The organism is Jannaschia formosa (assembly GCF_003340555.1).
GTDB classification, from domain to species: domain Bacteria; phylum Pseudomonadota; class Alphaproteobacteria; order Rhodobacterales; family Rhodobacteraceae; genus Jannaschia; species Jannaschia formosa.
Map to the genome: position 1 here is coordinate 53,158 of NZ_QPLJ01000003.1, position 17,346 is coordinate 70,503.

Genomic DNA, 17,346 nt, shown 5'->3' on the forward strand with positions numbered 1-17,346 from the left:
TCCCCTTCATGAACGAACAACAACCGAAAGCCCGGACAGACGTGGAAATCGATGAGAACCTTCGGCGCGTCTTCAGGCAGATGGAAGAAAGCAGCCTACCGGACCGCTTCACCGATCTGTTGCAGCAACTGCGCGAGAAGGACCGGGGGACCGGGAGCCAGTCATGAAGAAGCCAAAACACGGCGATCCGCGCGACGAGCTGGTCGAACACCTGCCCGCCCTGCGCGCCTTCGCGCTGTCCCTGACCCGGAACGGGGCCACTGCCGACGACATGGTGCAGGACACCGTCGTCAAGGCGTGGACCAATATCGACAAGTTCACCGCCGGCACGAACATGCGCGCCTGGCTGTTCACGATCCTGCGGAACACCTACTATTCCAGCCGCCGCAAGGTAAAGCGCGAGGTCGCGGATGTCGACGGCGTGCTGACCGACGCGATGGCCGAGAAGCCGGCTCATGACGGCCGGCTGCAGATGGACGACTTCTGGAAGGCCTTCCAGAAGCTGCCGGACGAGCAGCGCGAGACGCTGATCCTGGTCGGCGCCTCCGGCTTTTCCTACGAGGAAGCGGCAGAGACCTGCGGCGTCGCGGTCGGCACGATCAAGTCGCGGGCCAATCGCGGGCGCAAGCGCCTGGCGGAATTGATGCATCTGAGCGATGACGAAGCGGTGGAACTGACGGACACGGCAACGGTTGCAGTGGTCTCTGCGAACGGCACCACCGCCTTCTGATGCAACCGGGCGAGGACGACGCATCAGGCGGGCAGTCCTTCTTCCGGGGCCTGCGGTTCAGGGTCGCGGCCTTTCTGGCGCTGTCGCTGCTGCCGCTGGGTCTGGTGATGATCCTGCAGACGCAGGCCCTGTCGGAGGCGGCGCAGCGGCGTGAGGAGCTGACGCTGCTCAGCATGACGCGGCAGGCCGCGCATGGCGAGCGGACCGTGGCCGAACGCGCGCTCGGCGCCGCCGAGGCGCTGACCGTCGTGCTGGACCTTCTGGCGGACGATCCGGACGCGTGCCGGGACTATCTCTCCAGCTACATCGAGCGATCCGACCGGTACAGCTTCGTGGGCTTCATCGGCGACGACGGCGTCATGAACTGCGCCTCGGCCGGGGGGGAGCGGGACTACAGCTCCGGCACCCTGCTCGCGGACCTTCGCGAGGCGCCCCGGTCCTATATCTCGCGCCTGGACGCCCCCGACGTCAGCAAGGAACCTGTCATCAACGTGCTGCGGCCGGTCCGGTCGGAGACGGCGTTGCGCGGCTTCGTCTCGGTCTCGATCCCGCTCCGCTTCACGGCGGAGCGCAGCGACCTGCCGGCCGACCAGACCCCGCTCTCGCTGCTGACGTTCAACACCGAAGGCGAGATCCTGACCGCCGAGACGCAGGCAGGCCAGGAGCGGGCGATCCTGCCGGACGGGCTGGACCTGTCCGATCTCGTCGGGGTCAACTCGCTGACCTTCGACCGGCTCGACACCGACGGGGTACCGCGGACCTTCGCGGTCATCCCCCTCGTGCCGAACCTGCTCTACGGGCTCGCCGCCTGGCCGCGGGAGGAGCATCGGACCACCTTCGCCGGCATCCCCCTGCCCGCCTCGCTGCTGCCGATCCTGATGTTCGCGGCCAGCATCGCGGTGTCCTATTTTGCGGTCGACCGGCTGGTCGTGCGCCATATCGGCGCGCTCCGGAAGATGATGAAGGCTTTCGCACAGCGCCGCGCCCTGCCCTCGCGCGAGAACCGCACCCGGCTCCCGGCCGAGTTGCAGGACCTGGAAAGGGGCTTCGTCGAGATGGCGCTGGACCTCGCCAACGACGAGGCCCGGATGGAGGACGCGCTGCGCGAGAAGAACGTCCTGCTGAAGGAGATCCACCACCGGGTGAAGAACAACCTTCAGCTCATCTCGTCGATCATGAACATGCAGATCCGCGCCGCCCGCCACGAGGAGACGGTCGGCGTGCTTCGCCGCCTGCAGGAGCGGGTGCTTGGCCTCGCGGCGGTGCACCGCAACCTCTACCAGACCGACGACCTGAGCCGTTCGGATGCGGGCCGCCTGCTCGACGACCTGTTCAAGCAGCTGATCTCGATGTCGGCCGACGCGCGCGAGGACATCGTCTATACCGGCACCTTCGATGAGGTCATCCTCTACCCGGATCAGGCGCTGCCGCTGTCGCTGCTGGCCTCCGAGCTCGGGACGAACGCACTCAAGCACCTGGCGGCACCGCCGGGCGAGAAGCCGGTCGTCGCCGCCTCGCTGCGCCTGGTCGACGAGGGCGTGGCCGAACTCGTCTGCGAGAACTCGGTCCTGCCGGGCACGGTGATCGACGAGAAGACGTCGAGCGGCCTCGGCGCGCGGCTGATCCGCGCCTTCGCGTCGCAGCTCGGCGGCAAGGTCGAGACCCTGACCGAAGGCGGCCGCCACCGCGTCTCGATGCAGTTCAAGGTGGAGGCCTTCTCGCAGACGCCCGAGGACTACTGACGCGCCCCGGGTCCGGTCGGGAGGGCCGCACGCGCCGCCAGTGCGGCAAGGATCTCGGCTTGCAGCCGCCGGGCCTGGACGGCGGAGTCGAACCGCACGGCCAGCCGGCGCGCGCCCTCCCCCAGCCGCGCCCGCCGCGCCGGATCGGCGGCCAGCGCATGCATCAGCGCGGCCTGCGCGGCGACGTCGCCCGCCGGGAAGAGATGGCCGTTCTCTCCTTCGACGATCTGGTCGATCAGCCCGCCCGTCGCCGAGGCGAGCAGTGGCAGGCCCACCGCCGCAGCCTCGGCCAGCGTGACGCCGAAGCCCTCCACCGAACCGCCGATCTCGCGGCTGTGCTGAAGGTAGACATGGGCGCGGGCCAGTTCCGCGGCGACCCCGGCCGGGGGCAGCGGCCCGGTCAGCCGCACCCGGCCCGCCGCGGGTCCGGCCGCCGCCCGCGCCGCGAGCGTTCCAGCCAGCGGACCGCCCCCGATCAGCACCAGCTCCGCCCCCGGCAGGTCCGGCGCGATGCGCTCGAAGGCGGCCAGCGTCTCCTCCATGCCCTTCTCGGGCGAGAGCCGTCCGACCGAGGCGAAGCGGACGCGGCCGTCGTCCTGCACGGGCAGCGGTCCCGCAGCGAAGAGCGCGAGCGGCGCCCCGCAGGGCAGCACCACGCGCCGATCGGGCAGGCCGAACGGGGCGAGCCGTTCCAGCTGGTGCGCGCCGACCGTCACCAGCAGCGCGGCATGGCGCAGGTGGCGGCGCAGCCCGGCACGATAGCCGGGCCAGCGCAGGCTCACCGAGGCGTCCCGCCCGTGCATGTGCCAGATCACCGGGTAGCTGCGCGGCATCGCCGCGGCGACCGCCATCGCCGTCCAGCCGAAATGGCAGAGCGCGGCGTCGGTCCCCCGCAACGCGTCGCGGATCGCCGACGCCTCGCTGCGGTTGGGGGCGCGGCCCCAGGCGAGCCCGGCGCGTGCCGCCACCCGACGTGCCAGCCCGCCCGAGGGCGGGAAGGGCGCGGCGACGCGGCGTTGTTCGAGTTGCGGAAGCGTCGCGTCCGGCTCCGCCTCCCAGCCGACGAGGATCGGGGCGAGCGCGTCGAAGCCCTCGATCTGGCGCAGGGCCCAGACCTCGGAGGGCATGCCGAGCCGCTGCATCGCGACGGCGAGCCGGGGACTGTGCGAAGCGTGGGAGGATACTGACATGACCCCTACTCGACCGACGAAGCGTGACTCCGGAACCCTATCCGCTGCGCGCCAGTCCCGCGCGCAGCAGATCCAGGCTACGTCGGCGGTCCAGCGCCAACAGCAGCCCGCAATATGTCGCCGCGCCGAGCGCGATCATCGCTCCGAGTTCCAGCGCCGGGGGCCAGTCGAGCGCCCGGCGGGCGAGCGCCACGGCCGCCGCCATCACCAGCGCCGCGCCGATCGGAGCTGCGACGGCACGCAGGACCGCGGTGGGAGGCAAACCGATCATCCGGCACGCGACGAGCGTGTGCAGGGGGACCTCGACGACCTGCACAGCGACACGTCCGGCCACGACGCCGATCAGGCCCAGCGGCAGGCACGCCAGCATGACGCCGATCGTGACGACTGCGAGGCCCAGGCTCCAGAAGAAGATGAACCTGCCCCGGCCCCGCGCGAGGAACAGCGTCGCCGTCAGGTCGCCCTGCGCCCCGAACAGGGCGGCGGGGGCCATCATCGCGATCAGTATCGCCACCGTCTCCCATCCGTCGCCCAGCAGCAGCGCGACGAAGGGACCGGCCACGGCGGCGAGCCCGAGGCAGACCGGCGCCATCACCAGCATCAGCGCATGGACCGTGCGCAGATAGGCCGTGCGGGTGCGGACCTCGTCCTCCTGGATCGACGAGAGCACCGGGAACATCACCTTCCGCACCATCTGTGCGATGACCTTGATCGGTGTCGAGACGACTTGCTGCGAGACCGACATGTAGCCCAGTGCCACCGGGGAAAGCCCGCTTCCGACGATGGGGCGATGCGCGTTGGCGGACGCGAATTGCAGAAACCCGCTCAGCGTGAGGTAGCCGCCGAAGCGGAGGAGCGGCATCAGCCGGGCGGGGTCGAAGATTGCCCGGGGGCGCCAGCGGGCTCTGACCAGCAGGATCCCGGTCGTCACGACGGTCGCGCCGACGACCTGCACGATCAGCGCGCCGATCTGCGCACCCAGAAGGGCGGCGATCACCGCCGCGAGCGAGCCGAGCACGCTGCCCGCCGTTTCGGCCAAGGCGATGGTCCGGAACTCGTAGCGCCGCTCCAGCAGGGAGAGGGAGACGCCCTGAAAGGCCTGGACGAGGAAGATGACCGAGGTCCAGCGCAGCGGCCCGGTCATCTCGGGCGTGTCGAACAGATCCGCAATCGCCGGCGCGAAGGCTTGGGTCAGCGCGAAGAGAAGCACGAACAGCGCCGCATTGAACCAGAAGGCGGTGCTGCGGTCGCGTTCGTCGATCTCGGGGCGCTGGACGAGGGCGATGCGGGCGCCGAAATCGCCCAGCACCTGCGCAAGACCCACGACGAACATGATCAGCGCGACGGTGCCGAAGGCTTCGGGCGTCAGGAGCCGCGACAGGACGGCCAGCGCGCCGATGGTCGAGACGATCCGCACCAGCCGCGCCCCCACCGTCCAGCGCACGCCCGAGACGACGACACGGCTGAGCCCCGACCGCGCCGCCCCCTCGGTCACGCCCGCTCCCCGCCCAGCAGCGCGCGCCAGTCGAAGCGGTGGTTCCTTGGTCGCAGCAGCGCCAGCAGCGGAGTCGCCCAGAGCTTGAGCAGCGTGGCGGCGTCCAGCGCTTCGCGCAGGACATTCCGCGCCTGCCAGAGGAGCCGGTAGGCCAATCGGGCCTGTCCCCGCGCAAATATCCGCCGGACCGCGAAAGCGGCGCCGAGGCCCAGTACCCTGCTTCGTTCGGGTGAGGGGGCGCCATAGGCACCCGCCTCCTCGCGCGCCAAGAGGAAGGTGTAGCCCGCTGCCATTTGCGCCGTGTCCTGCGTCAGCGATGCCTGACCCATGGTCCGGAAGGCGACGAGCGCGGGGGCGGCGATGCTGTCGACAGGGCCGAGATCGCCCAGGCGGTAGAACAAGTCGCTGTCCTCGGCGCAGCGCGTGCGCTCGGTGAATCCCGCGGCCGCGGCGAAGGCATCGGCCCTGACCGCGAAGTTGCAGCTTCCGATCAGCGACAGGCGGTCCGGCGCGCCGCGCATGGCCAGCAATGTCGGATGGCGGCGAACGACCGCCGCAGCTGGCGACAGGCGCGACAGGTCGGCCGTGTCGGTGAAGACATGCGGAGCCAGGAAGATCGCAGCCGGCGGGTCGGGGCGCAGGATCGCGTCGAGCAGCGTCGGGGCCGTCCAGGGCAGCCAGAGATCGTCGCTGTCGAGGAAGGCGAGCCAGGGCGTCCGCGCGGCGGCAGCGCCGGTGTTGCGCGCCGCGCCGGGCCCGGCATTTGGCTGCGACAGCACGCGGACCGCATGGCCGATCCCGAGTTCATCGACCGTCGCCTCGGCGACGGCGAGCGACCGGTCGCGGGAGCCGTCGTCGACGATCAGGACCTCCACCCCCGCGGCCACGGCGGGGACGAGGCTGCGGATGGTTCCCGCCACCAGCGTCTCGCGGTCGTGGACCGGAACGATGACCGTCAGCAGGGGGGCGGGCGAGGCGTCAGCGGCGCTCATGGGATGTGCTCACCTCGATGCGACACCCGTACCGGAGGGCGCGGGCGGGCCACTCATCTACGGAATGTCCGCCTCCGCTGTCATCGCCCGCCCGGGCTGCAGCGGACGAGCCGTTGCCCGCGGGCATCAGGGCGCCTCGAAGGCGCCGAAGTCCGGGGTCGATCCGCGGGCGATGCCGGTGATGTCGTGGCTGGGGGCGAAATCGGGATCGGCAGTGTCGATCAGCCCGCTCCCGGGCTTCGGCCGGAAGTCCCCGGCGAGGATGTCGCGGAACAGGCGTGCGGGATACTGCGCGACCACGTTCCGTCGCTGCGCATCCGGCACGCCCTTGTAGGTCGTGGCGACATTGTTGGCCACGTTGTTGCCGCCCGGATCGGTCCCGTCCTTGTGCGCGCGCACGGTGATCCAGGGCCGGTCCGCCGGTCCGCCACCGGGGCCGAGCACGGTGTTGTTGGCAACGACGGCATTCTGGGCGCCGTAGACGGCGATGCCGTGATATTGCGACACGATGACGAGGTTGTTCCGGATCACGAGGTCCCGGTACATCCCGTCGAACAGGCCGATCCCCTGCAGCTTGCCGCGCAGCGGGTGATCGGGCCGGCCCGTCCACTCGACGATGACGTTGTCCTCGACGCGCAATCCGTTTTGCCAGGGGCGCCCGTCCGGCCCCGGTGCTGTCGCCCAGGACTGGAAGCCGTCGTCGTGATTGCCGTCGATGCGCACGGCGTCGATCGCGCGGTTGCCGATGAAGACGTTGTCCTCACCCAGGCCCCGCATCGCATCGGCGGAGAAGCCGCGAATGACGTTGCCCCGGATCTCGGCGCGCGCGCCCCACGTCGTCACACCGAAGGCGACGCCCGTCAGCTCGCTCGCGATCAGGGCGTTGTCGTCGCCGCGCAGGGTGATGCCGGACGCGCGCCAGCCGCCATCCGCCCAATCCGCCCTCGTCCAGTTCATGTAGTCATGCGCGTCCGGCCCGCCGCGCAGGTCCAGCCGCTCGAAACGGACCGATGCGGAACCCGGGTAGGTATCGACCAGCCGCACATGGTCCCCGCGCTCCAGCCGCCAGAGCTGCAGCCCGCGGATGACGACGTTGCTCACCTTGTCGAGGCTCAGCCGGGTCGCATGCACGGTGCCGGGCGTCTCCGGGACGATGGTCAGCGGGCGGCCCTGAAACGTCCGGCGGGCGAGGTCGATGGGGCCGTATTCGCCGGGCAGCAGGATGAGCCGGTCGCCCGGCTCGGCGATGCGGAACCCGTCCTCGATCGTGGCCCAGGGGCGGGCACGGCTGCCGTCGCCTGCCTCGGCCGGGACGGCGCCCGGCGGGGCGACGAAATGATCCCGCGCCCATCCCGCCCCGGGTAGCAGAAGCGCCAGCGCCAGCAGCAGACCGGCGGCGTTGCAGCGGAACCGGGTGGCGGCGGAAGGCGTCGTGCGGGTCATCTGGCGGATCCGGTCCTGTCTCGGCCCCGCTGTAACACGGGCTGCGACGGCGCGCCAAGTTCGGGGACAGGTGCGGCATTCCGTCCACAGAGAGGAGGGAAACAGTCGGTTCAGGAACCGCCGAGGTCCGGCGGCGTTTAACAATAAGCAAGACGAGAAGGAGCGACGCATGAACCTCGAGATTCTGCTCGGCGGTCTCGTCGGGCTCTCTTTGATCGCGATCCTGATCTTCCTCGTCACCGGGCGCGACGCGTTCGGCGAGGAATCGACGGACGCGTCCCCCTGGCCGAATTCCTGGGGCGATGAAGAAGATTCTGATCCGGACCAACGGCGATAGTCGAAGGGCGGCACCTTCCGGGTGCCGCCCTTCTACTTCGTCCGGGTAATTTCGGGAAACGTTGAGGTCCCGAGACATCGAGGTCCGGCAGGGTCCGTCCGGGCCGGCTCGGATGTCAGGCCGAACATCGGCCGCGGGACGGCGCCGCAGCGCCGTCCCGGGCTTCCTTCAGTGGGCCTTGGCGTCCTGCGCTTCCTGTGCGCGGGACTTGATCCGCTCGCCCGCCTCGCGGGCCTTCGCCTCGGCCTGGGCGACGGCCTCCTCGCCGGAGGGCATCTCGTCGACGGCTTCCTGCGCCATCGCCTCGGCCTCGTCCATCGCGGCATAGGCCATGCGCTTGGCGCGCGCGAGCTCCTCGTGGAGAACGCGGTCCGCCTCGTCGACCAGCGCGTCGCGGTGGGCGCCGAAGGTCTCGTCTTCCATCTGCGTGCGCGGCAGGGCCATCGCCACGGCAGCGCCGAGGGCGGCGGCCCCTGCCCCGACGATGAGCGGGTTGTCGTAGTAGAACGACGTGCTCTTCGCCTGCATGGCGCGGCGATGATGCTCCGTCCGCTCCTGGGCCATCAGGGCCTTGCGGCGGGCCGCGACCACACGCTCGCGGGCGAGGTCGCTCAACTCCGAGGTGCCGTCATAGAGCGACGCGCGCATCTGGGACGCGTTCTTGCGGATGAAGCGCTTGGCTTGGTCGATCATCGAGTGATCGTCGGCCTCGTGCGGCTGGTTCAGCGAGGCTTCGGCGGCGGCGACGCGGGCCTTGAAGCGGGCCTCTTCGCTGGTGTCGTGGCGCAGGCCGCCGACTGGTTGGCGCGGCGTCGCGTCGTAGCCGACCGGCGCACGGGCCGGGTAGCCGACCGGCGCACGGGCCGGCGCGGAGGAGGACGAGGACTTTCCGGTCGACTTCGACAGCAGCAGCCAGCCCAGCCCGGCGCCGATCAGCGCCAGCGCGGCCGGGTTCTCCTTGGCCCCGCGGACGACCGCCTGCGCGAGGTCGTCGCTCTGGGACTTCAGCGTCTCGCCGACGGAGTTCACCAGGTTCTCGGGCGAGAGCTGGGAGGTCAGCTTGCTGAGGCTGTCGGCCAGCGCGTTCCGTTCCTCGGCGATTTCGGCCTCGATGTGAGCCTTGTTGGGGTCATGCGTCATTTTTGATGGTCTCCTTCAGGACGCGCGCATCGCGCTCCAAGGTGTCGATGGTGTCGCGGGGGACGAAGCTCGTCTTCTTGAGGGTCGAGATCCCGCTCATCACGAGGATGAGGGCGATCACGATGAGAACGGCCGCGACGATGAGGGATGCCACCCAGCCCGCCAGTTCGAGCGCGACCAGCGCGGTCACGGCGGCGGCGGCGAGGACGTTCAGCGCGGGCAGCAGCAGGATGGCGCCGATCGCGATCATGACGACCGCCGATCCCGCCTTGCTCACCCGCTCCGAGACCTCGGCCTTCAGCAGGTCGATCTCCTTGCGGACCAGCCGGTGCGCGTGAAGCAGGATCGACTGGATCGGGCTCGGATCGTCCGCAGGCGTGACGTTCGGGGAGGAGGTGTGATCTTGCGCAGTCATGGCTCAGCTCTCCTTGAACGGCGTCTTGTTGTCGGAGGCCGCCTTGTTGTTGTCGGAGGCCGTCTTGGGCTTCTCCGCGGAGGCCGGCTTGGGGGTCTCCACGCTCGACGTGCCTGCCGCACCGGGGCGCGGCGTGGGCGACGCGGTCGGCGCCGTCCCCATCGAGCTGCTCGGCGTGGCGGAGGCGCTCGACGTGCCGGTGCCCGAACCGGACGATCCGGTGGTCGATGCGGAGGGGCTGGTGCCGGTGCCAGTGCCGGTGCCAGTGCCGGAGGCGGACCCGCCGATGCTGCCGGCCGAGGCGCCCGTCGCGCTGCCCGTCGTCGGGGACGGCGTGCGCGCCGCGCCCGAAGAGGCAGGCGTGCCCGAGGCCATGGACTGCGGCACGCCCGGGCGCACCGGCGCCGGGCTTGGCCGAGCGACATCCGAACGTTCGTAATCCGATTGCCCGTAGGCCGAGCCCGCGCCCGAATAGCCCGAAGCGTGGGAAGCGTGGGAAGTGGTGGACGAGCGCGAGGACGCCTTCATGAAGCGGCCGATCGCGATGCCGGCCACGGCCGCTCCGGTCAGGAAGGGCACCGGATGGCGGCGCGCGAAGGCCGCAAGGTTGTCGGCGGCGGTCCCCATGTCGGTGTCGCGGATCTGCTCGGCCACGCCGTAGACGGTATTGGCCGCACGATGCACCGCCTCGGACTGGGGCGTGCCCTCGCTCATCCGCTCGGCGGCGGTCCGGAGCGTCTCGGCCGTGTCCTCGACGGCGGTGGCGACGGTGTCGCGCGCGGCTTCGCCGCGGGCGTTGACCTCGCTCTCGACGCGCGAGCGCGCGCCGGAGGCCAGGTCGGACGCGGTGTTCCTGGCTTCGCTCGCCAGGCGGGAGGCGCGGGACTTGGCGGCCTCGACCGTGTCCTCGGCCTTCTTCTGCCCGGTTTCGATTGGGGTCTCGTTTGCAGGTTGGGTCATCGGTCTCTCCGTTCATCCGCTAGGGGGCGCGCGGGGGCGCGTCGAAAAGCGTCGAGGGGACAACCCAAAATTGCGCGAGTGGTTCCGCCCGCGCGTCAGCGCTTTCGCCCCGCGCAAATCCGACTGGCGGAGCGGCGCTTACGGCGCCGGGACGGACGGCTCCGCCCGCCCCGGCCCCTGAGGGAGCGCGGGCCCTAGCGTACCGCGGCGACCCGCGCGTCCAGCAGGCCGTCGATCAGCACCGCGTCGCCGACCGCCTGGCACCCCGGAACGGTCAGCGCGACCGGCTGCGGCGCGGGCGCGAGCCCCGGGCCGACGCGGAAGGCGGCGGCGTCGATGTGCCGCCCGCAGGTCTCGGCGGTGACCGGCGCCTCGAGCGTCAGCGCCACCGGCACGGCCGCGGGCGCCGTGTAGACCAGCGCGCCCAGCCCGTCGGAGACCTCTGCATCGCCCAGCCGGACGAGGAACCCGCCCGTGCCGGCGATGGCATCCGCGACCGCCCGCGGCGCATCCGGGCCGACATGACCCGCGCCGCCCCAGCCGGAGCCGTTCTCGAAGGCGTGCAACTGCAGCCCCGGGCGCCCACCCCATTGCAGGACCGCGCGCTGATAACGGTCGAAATCCGACACCCAGGTCAGAAGCTGGACCGGCTCCGCCTCCGCCACGCGCACGGCGAGCGTCGGCGACCCGGACAGGGCGGGCAACGACAACGCGGCGTGCCCCTCGGCGTCGAGCCGCACGGTGACGCCCAGCTCTCCCTGCACGATATCGACGCGGTTGCCGGCGTGGCAGGGCGCGGCGACGGTCAGGGCGATCATCGCCGCGTGCTGCGGAACGGCCTCGGCCCGGACGGCACAGCCGCCCTCGCCCGAGGTGGCGCGGGCGATGGGCCGGTCCGCCAGCGGAAGCTCCGCCGGAGGCTCCAGCGAAGCGTCGGTGACGCCGGTCAGCTCGCTCGCGATGTCGGTCTCGCCCGGCCCGAGGACGCGCCCTGCCAGAATCGCCCCGCTGGCGAGCAGCAACAGAAGCAGCGCGAGATGGCGCAGGCGGCGGGCGGAAGCGGGAATCCGGAAGGTGCGGGGTCGGAACGGCATGATGAACCTCGTGAACTAGTCGACACCGCGCCTATTTACGGAGGGAATGCGACCATTTCGGGGTCGCGCCATTCTGGCGACGCGCACCGTCCGCCCGCGGGAGGGTGGATTGCAGCCACCGCGGCGACAATCCCCTGCAGGCCCTGACTCGCCGACAGGCTGTTGCGCTGCCCGATCTGCCTGAACTCCAGAGCCTGACCCTGGCGCGCCTGGATCGCCGCGGCCTGACTGGCTTGGCCCGCCACCGTCCCGGCGACCGAATGCGCCGCCCCGTTCTTGCGGTCCGTGAAGAGCCTAGCCCCGCCCGCGACGCCGAGCGCGATACTTTCGGGCACCCCAATTACGAGGTCCATAGTGAGGCTGGCGACACTCCGCGCGAAACAAGTCCTTTGTCGGCAGCTACGTTGCCCCACGCATCGGAGGACTCACGCAAAGGCCTCGAGGGCGGGAATCGCGGCAGGACCTCCAGTGGGTCAGTGCGCTGGTCCCGCGCCGAGGACCGCCCCGAGCCGGACGCGGAGCCTGCGCCAACCTTGTTCCGGCCCTCATGCGCCGGTCGTCAGGGACAGCGGGGGCGTGGGGCCGGAATGCTCCAGGCTCCAGGAGGCGGACCAGACGCCGTCCGCGCGCGTAAGGGTCAGGGCGTTGCGCTCGGCGGCATAGCGTCCGCGCTGGCCGGGCAGCGGCAGGATGCGGATCGGGCGCTCGGGGATCGGCGCCTCGCCAAGCGCGGCCAGCGCGCCCAGCAGGCGCGCCCAGAACTGGGGCGGCGGGCGATGCGCGATCCCGGAGGCGACGAGCTGGTGCAGGACGCGGCCGCCGCCCAGCGGCATCTCGGCCCGCGTGGCGAGATGGATCTCGCCCGAGAGCGCGGTGACGTCGGCGCCCGAGCGGGCCGCCATGCGGTCGACCAGCCGCAGCATCCGCACCCAGGCGGCACGATGCGCGCGGCTCTGCCACTGGTCGCGCAGGTCGTCCTCGTATTTCTGGATGCCGGGCACGCGGCGCATCGCCCGCTCCACCAGCGACAGGCGCGGGCCGAGCAGCGGGACGCTCGACATCAGGAAGCAGTGGCGGGGCTCGGTCTCCTCGGCCATGCGCTCGACGAAGCTCCAGCCGGTGGCGCCCATGACCCGGGTCAGGCTGCGCTGGCTGCGCAGGTCCGGTGCCACCAGGCGGAAGCCGGGGCCCGCGACCGACCAGCCGAGATGATCGCCGGCGGGCGCGTCGAACCGCCCGGGCAGGTCGCCATCGCGGCAGGCGTGCTGGAACACCAGCGCCGCCTCGCGCGCCGCCGCGAAGATCGCCCGGCCGACTGCCGACTCCGCCGCCTCGGGCGGGAGCGAGCCCCAGCCGTCGCAGATGTCATGGTCGTCCCATTGCATCAGCGAAGGCACCCGGGCGGCGAGCCAGGCGAAGGCCGGCTGGGCGTAGAGCGCGGCGTAGCGATGGGCGAAGCCTGCGCGCAGATGCGCGGCGAGCTCGTCCAGCGCCGCCTCGGACGGCGCGTCGGGCAGGTCCACGGGCCAGCCCGCGCTCAGCGGATGGTCCTGCGTCACCTCGTCGGCATAGACTTGGTCGCCGCCATGCAGCAGCAGAGCGAAGGGTGCCTCCGCATGGTCCTCGCCCAGGCGGCGCCACATGACGTTGCGTTCGGCCGGCGCGCGCGAGAGGTCGGCGTGCTCCTCCCCGTTGCAGGAGACGTAGGCGAAGCGCAGGTCGCCCCCCAGGGCGCCCGCGATCTCGTAGGTGCTTCCCGCGAACCGGTAGGAGGAGGGCGCCTCGGCGGGAACCGCGAAGCGCGCGCGCCAGACCGTGATCTCGCCGAAGCTCGCCAGATGCTCGAACGGCGCGGGCCCGTCCGGGGCGTCCAGCGGGTCGGGCGCGGCCCTGCCGATCGCCAGCGCGGCGAGATGCATCCGGTCCCCCCGGATCTCGTCCAGGATCAGGACCGGGCCGATCGGATCGTCCGCGGAGGCCATGGCCCTGTCAGATAGGCGCGGGAGGGACGGGCGCAAGCGCCCGCGCAAGGTGCCCTAGTAGGCGCCGTGACAATGCTTGAACTTCTTGCCCGAGCCGCAGGGGCACGGGTCGTTGCGGCCCGGGTTGCCCCAGGTCGTCGGGTCGTCCTCGACGAAGCCCGCGGCGGCGGCCCCGCCGGCAGAAGCCGCGACGGGCGCACCGGCGCCGACGGGCTGCGGCTGAGGCTGGGACTGCGGCTGCGGCGTGGCGGCGGCCTGGGCGGCGCGCTGTTGGGCGACAAGCTGTTCCAGCATCGCGCGGCGTTCCTCGTCAGTCAGCGGGCGGATCTGCGCAAGCTTCTTCGTCACATCGGCGCGCAGGCCGTCGAGCATCCCCTCGAAGAGCTGGAAGCTCTCGGTCTTGTACTCGTTGAGCGGGTCGCGCTGGGCGTAGCCGCGGAAGCCCACGACCGAGCGCAGATGTTCCAGCGTCAGCAGATGCTCGCGCCACTTGGCGTCGATGGTCTGGAGCAGGACCTGCTTCTCGACCTGGCGCATCTGGTCGGCGCCGAAGGACTCGGCCTTCTTCTCCATCGCCTTGTCGGACGCCTCGTAGAGCCGCTCGCGAACCGTTTCCTGGTCGACGCCGTCCTCGTCGGCCCAGGCCATGATCGGCTCGTCGAGGTTCAGAACCTCGATGCAGGCGGCATAGAGGCCCTGCGCATCCCACTGCTCGGCATAGGTCTTCGGCGGCAGGTACTGATCGACCAGATCGTCGATGACCTGGTGGCGCATGTCCTGCGCGATCTCGCCGATCTCCTCGGCCTGCATGATCTCCAGCCGCTGCTCGAACACGGCCTTGCGCTGGTCGTTCATCACGTCGTCGAACTTCAGAAGCTGCTTACGGATGTCGAAGTTGCGGCCCTCGACCTTCGCCTGCGCGCGCTCCAGCGACTTGTTCACCCAGGGGTGCACGATCGCCTCCCCTTCCTTCATGCCGAGCTTGCCCAGCATGGAGTCGAGCCGCTCGGACCCGAAGATCCGCATCAGGTCGTCGTCGAGCGACAGGAAGAAGACCGACCGGCCCGGGTCGCCCTGTCGGCCCGACCGGCCGCGCAGCTGGTTGTCGATCCGGCGGCTTTCGTGGCGTTCGGTGGCCAGAACATAGAGCCCGCCCGCGTCGAGCACCTTCTGCTTGTCGGCGGCGACCTCGGCCTCGATCCGCTGGCGCACCTCGTCGGGGTCGGCCTGCGGGTCCGCGGCCAGCGCCTGCAGCACCCGCATCTCGACATTGCCGCCGAGCTGGATGTCGGTGCCGCGCCCGGCCATGTTGGTGGCGATGGTGATCGCGCCGGGCTTGCCTGCGTCGGCGATGATCTGCGCCTCCTGCTCGTGCAGGCGGGCGTTCAGGACGTTATGCTCCAGCCCCTCGGCCTTCAGCATGCCCGACAGCATCTCGGACTTCTCGATCGAGGTCGTGCCGACCAGCACCGGCTGGCCCTTGGCATGGGCCGATTTGATCTCCTCGACGATGGCCGCGTATTTCTCGGCCGCGGTGCGGTAGACGTGGTCGTCCTCGTCGGCGCGGGCGACCGGCTTGTTGGTCGGCACCTCGACGACGCCCAGCCCGTAGATCGAGCCGAACTCCTCGGCCTCGGTCGCCGCCGTGCCGGTCATGCCCGCCAGCTTGTCGTAGAGGCGGAAGTAGTTCTGGAAGGTCACCGAGGCGAGCGTCACGTTCTCAGGCTTGATCGACACGCCCTCCTTGGCCTCGATCGCCTGGTGCAGGCCGTCGGACAGGCGGCGGCCCGGCATCATCCGGCCCGAGAACTCGTCGATCAGCACGACCTCGTCGTCGCGCACGATGTAGTTCTGGTCCCTGTAGAACAGCTTGTGGGCGCGAAGCCCCTGGTTGACGTGGTGGACGATGGTCGTCGACTCCGGATCGTAGAGCGACTGGCCCTCGGGAAGGATACCGGCCTGGTGCAGGCGGTGCTCCAGGAACTCGTTGCCCTCGTCGGTGAAGGTGACCGAACGCTGCTTCTCGTCCTTGGTGAAGTGCTCGTCCTGGATCTCGGGGATGAGGCCGTCGATGCTCTGGTAAAGCTCCGAGCGGTCCTGCGACGGGCCCGAGATGATCAGCGGCGTGCGCGCCTCGTCGATCAGGATCGAGTCGACCTCGTCGACGATCGCGAAGTTGTGACCGCGCTGGAACATCTCGCCGAAATTGCTGCGCATGTTGTCGCGCAGGTAGTCGAAGCCCAGCTCGTTGTTGGTCGCATAGGTGATGTCGGCGGCGTAGCCCGCGCGCTTCTCGTCGTCGGGCTGCTGCGGGACGACGACGCCGGTGGTCATGCCCAGCGCCGAGAAGACCTTGCCCATCCATTCGGCGTCGCGGCGCACGAGGTAGTCGTTGACGGTGACGATATGCACGCCCTTGCCCGCCAGCGCGTTCAGATAGGCGGGGAAGGTGGCGACCAGGGTCTTGCCCTCGCCGGTCTTCATCTCGGCGATGTTGCCCTCGTGCAGGAAGATGCCGCCCAGAAGCTGCACGTCGAAGGCGCGCAGGCCCAGCGCGCGGCGCGCGGCCTCGCGGCAGTTGGCGAAGGCCTCGGGCAGGAGGTCGTCGAGGCTTTCGCCGCCCTTCGCCCGCTCCTGCAGCGCGCGCGTGCGCTCGACGATCTGGGCGTCGGTCAGCGCCTGGAACTCGGGCTCCAGTTCGTTGATCCGCGCCACGGTCTTCATCCTGGCCTTCACCAGCCGGTCGTTCGCCGTGCCGAAGACCTTCTTCGCGATGCCACCCAATCCCAGCATGTGCCTACCCGTCCTTCGCGCTCTTGCCGCCCGACCGCGCGCCCCATATTCAAGCGTTGACGTGAGGACGGCGCCGACCCCAGGTCGGGGGCGCGGTGTAAATTGCCTGAGAGCGCACTTAAGTGGCGCCCCGAAGGGTGTCAACGAAGGCCCCTCGAGCCGAGGAACTACGGGCGCCGCCTGGCGCCGGAAAGGATCGACCCGATGAAGAACCTGATGATGGGAACCGCCCTGGCGCTTGCGCTCGCGGCCCCCGCCTCCGCGCAGGAGGCCGACACGGTGCTCGCCACGGTCAACGGAACCGACATCACGCTGGGCCATCTGATCGCCATGCGCGCGCGCCTGCCGCAGCAGTATCAGCAGCTTCCCGACGAGGTGCTCTATGACGGCATGCTGGAGCAGCTGATCCAGCAGCAGGTGCTGGCCGATTCCGCACGCGAGGACATGGCCCGGGCCGATGAGCTCGGGCTCGAGAACGAGCAGCGCGCATATCTCGCGGGCCGCGTCATCGACCGCGCGGCGACCGCCCCGAGGGACCCTGCCGAGCTTCAGGCTCTCTACGACGAGACCTATGGCGGGGCCGAGCCGGAGACCGAGTGGAACGCCAGCCACATCCTGGTCGAGACCGAGGAGGAGGCGCAGGCGCTGATCGAGCAGCTGGAGGGCGGCGCCGACTTCGCCGAGCTCGCGCGAGAGGAATCGACCGGCCCGTCCGGCCCGAATGGCGGCGCGCTGGGCTGGTTCGGCGCGGGCATGATGGTGCCCGAGTTCGAGCAGGCCGTTCAGGGCATGGAAGCTGGCGGCATCAGCGAGCCGGTCCAGACCCAGTTCGGCTGGCATGTCGTGAAGCTCAACGAGACCCGGCAGAAGGACGCGCCCCCGCTGGAGCAGGTCCGCGCCGAGCTTGAGACGCAGCTGCAATCGGCCGCCGTCGACGCCGAGATCACCCGCCTGACCGAGTCCGCCGAGGTCGAGCGCGCCGAGGTCGAGCTCGACCCGTCGCTGATCCGTCAGACGGACCTTCTGGAGTAAC

Annotated in this window: 15 protein-coding genes; 5 read left to right on the forward strand and 10 right to left on the reverse strand. The window is 70.6% G+C overall.

Annotation, left to right across the window (positions count from 1 at the left end):
- Positions 1-8 precede the first annotated feature (8 nt).
- Genes DR046_RS23505 through DR046_RS04675 form a run of 3 tightly spaced genes read left to right on the forward strand, consistent with a single transcriptional unit; the run spans position 9 to position 2,472 of the window.
- A complete protein-coding gene (locus tag DR046_RS23505) occupies positions 9-167 on the forward strand; it encodes a NepR family anti-sigma factor (RefSeq protein WP_167766882.1) in 159 nt (52 codons plus the stop codon).
- Entirely contained in the window at positions 164-730 is a 567-nt protein-coding gene (locus DR046_RS04670; RefSeq protein WP_115380500.1) for an RNA polymerase sigma factor, read from the forward strand. The genes DR046_RS23505 and DR046_RS04670 overlap by 4 nt, the downstream gene beginning before the upstream one ends.
- A complete protein-coding gene (locus tag DR046_RS04675; protein WP_115380502.1) occupies positions 730-2,472 on the forward strand; it encodes a sensor histidine kinase in 1,743 nt (580 codons plus the stop codon). The genes DR046_RS04670 and DR046_RS04675 overlap by 1 nt, the downstream gene beginning before the upstream one ends.
- Here DR046_RS04675 and DR046_RS04680 read toward each other — a convergent pair.
- The 4 genes from DR046_RS04680 to DR046_RS04695 all read right to left on the reverse strand — a co-directional run bounded on the left by DR046_RS04680 (position 2,466) and on the right by DR046_RS04695 (position 7,592).
- Positions 2,466-3,614: a glycosyltransferase gene (locus DR046_RS04680; protein WP_167766884.1), complete on the reverse strand. Its 1,149-nt coding sequence runs from the start codon at positions 3,612-3,614 to the stop codon at positions 2,466-2,468. The two genes, DR046_RS04675 and DR046_RS04680, sit on opposite strands and share 7 nt — an antisense overlap.
- Before the next feature lie 85 nt (positions 3,615-3,699).
- Positions 3,700-5,157 carry a lipopolysaccharide biosynthesis protein gene (locus DR046_RS04685; RefSeq protein WP_115380506.1) on the reverse strand — a complete coding sequence of 486 codons (1,458 nt, stop codon included), beginning with the start codon at positions 5,155-5,157 and terminating at the stop codon, positions 3,700-3,702.
- The gene (locus DR046_RS04690) at positions 5,154-6,149 is read right to left on the reverse strand and encodes a glycosyltransferase family 2 protein (RefSeq protein WP_115380508.1); all 996 of its coding nucleotides are present in this window, start codon (positions 6,147-6,149) and stop codon (positions 5,154-5,156) included. The genes DR046_RS04685 and DR046_RS04690 overlap by 4 nt, the downstream gene beginning before the upstream one ends.
- Before the next feature lie 126 nt (positions 6,150-6,275).
- A complete protein-coding gene (locus DR046_RS04695; protein ID WP_167766886.1) occupies positions 6,276-7,592 on the reverse strand; it encodes a right-handed parallel beta-helix repeat-containing protein in 1,317 nt (438 codons plus the stop codon).
- A gap of 169 nt (positions 7,593-7,761) precedes the next feature.
- On the opposite strand from DR046_RS04695, the gene DR046_RS23510 reads away from it, so the two are divergent.
- Positions 7,762-7,929, forward strand: coding sequence for a hypothetical protein (locus DR046_RS23510; protein ID WP_167766888.1), 168 nt, complete (start codon positions 7,762-7,764; stop codon positions 7,927-7,929).
- A gap of 168 nt (positions 7,930-8,097) precedes the next feature.
- On the opposite strand, the gene DR046_RS04700 is transcribed toward DR046_RS23510, so the two are convergent.
- The 6 genes from DR046_RS04700 to secA form a co-directional block, all read right to left on the reverse strand.
- Complete coding sequence (locus DR046_RS04700) at positions 8,098-9,069, reverse strand: DUF3618 domain-containing protein (protein ID WP_115380512.1); 972 nt, start codon at positions 9,067-9,069, stop codon at positions 8,098-8,100.
- Positions 9,059-9,484 carry a phage holin family protein gene (locus DR046_RS04705; protein WP_115380514.1) on the reverse strand — a complete coding sequence of 142 codons (426 nt, stop codon included), beginning with the start codon at positions 9,482-9,484 and terminating at the stop codon, positions 9,059-9,061. Before DR046_RS04705 ends, DR046_RS04700 begins: the two co-directional genes overlap by 11 nt.
- A 3-nt stretch (positions 9,485-9,487) precedes the next feature.
- Entirely contained in the window at positions 9,488-10,444 is a 957-nt protein-coding gene (locus DR046_RS04710; protein ID WP_115380516.1) for a hypothetical protein, read from the reverse strand.
- Between the two features lie 194 nt (positions 10,445-10,638).
- Positions 10,639-11,538, reverse strand: coding sequence for a hypothetical protein (locus DR046_RS04715; protein WP_115380518.1), 900 nt, complete (start codon positions 11,536-11,538; stop codon positions 10,639-10,641).
- 545 nt (positions 11,539-12,083) lie between these two features.
- On the reverse strand, positions 12,084-13,520 hold the full coding sequence (locus DR046_RS04725; RefSeq protein ID WP_115380522.1) for an alkaline phosphatase D family protein: 1,437 nt from the start codon (positions 13,518-13,520) through the stop codon (positions 12,084-12,086).
- Between the two features lie 54 nt (positions 13,521-13,574).
- Positions 13,575-16,313 carry a preprotein translocase subunit SecA gene (secA, locus tag DR046_RS04730; RefSeq protein ID WP_115380524.1) on the reverse strand — a complete coding sequence of 913 codons (2,739 nt, stop codon included), beginning with the start codon at positions 16,311-16,313 and terminating at the stop codon, positions 13,575-13,577.
- A gap of 204 nt (positions 16,314-16,517) precedes the next feature.
- Here secA and DR046_RS04735 point away from each other — a divergent pair, with 204 nt between their 5' ends.
- Complete coding sequence (locus DR046_RS04735; RefSeq protein WP_115380526.1) at positions 16,518-17,345, forward strand: peptidylprolyl isomerase; 828 nt, start codon at positions 16,518-16,520, stop codon at positions 17,343-17,345.
- Position 17,346 lies beyond the last annotated feature (1 nt).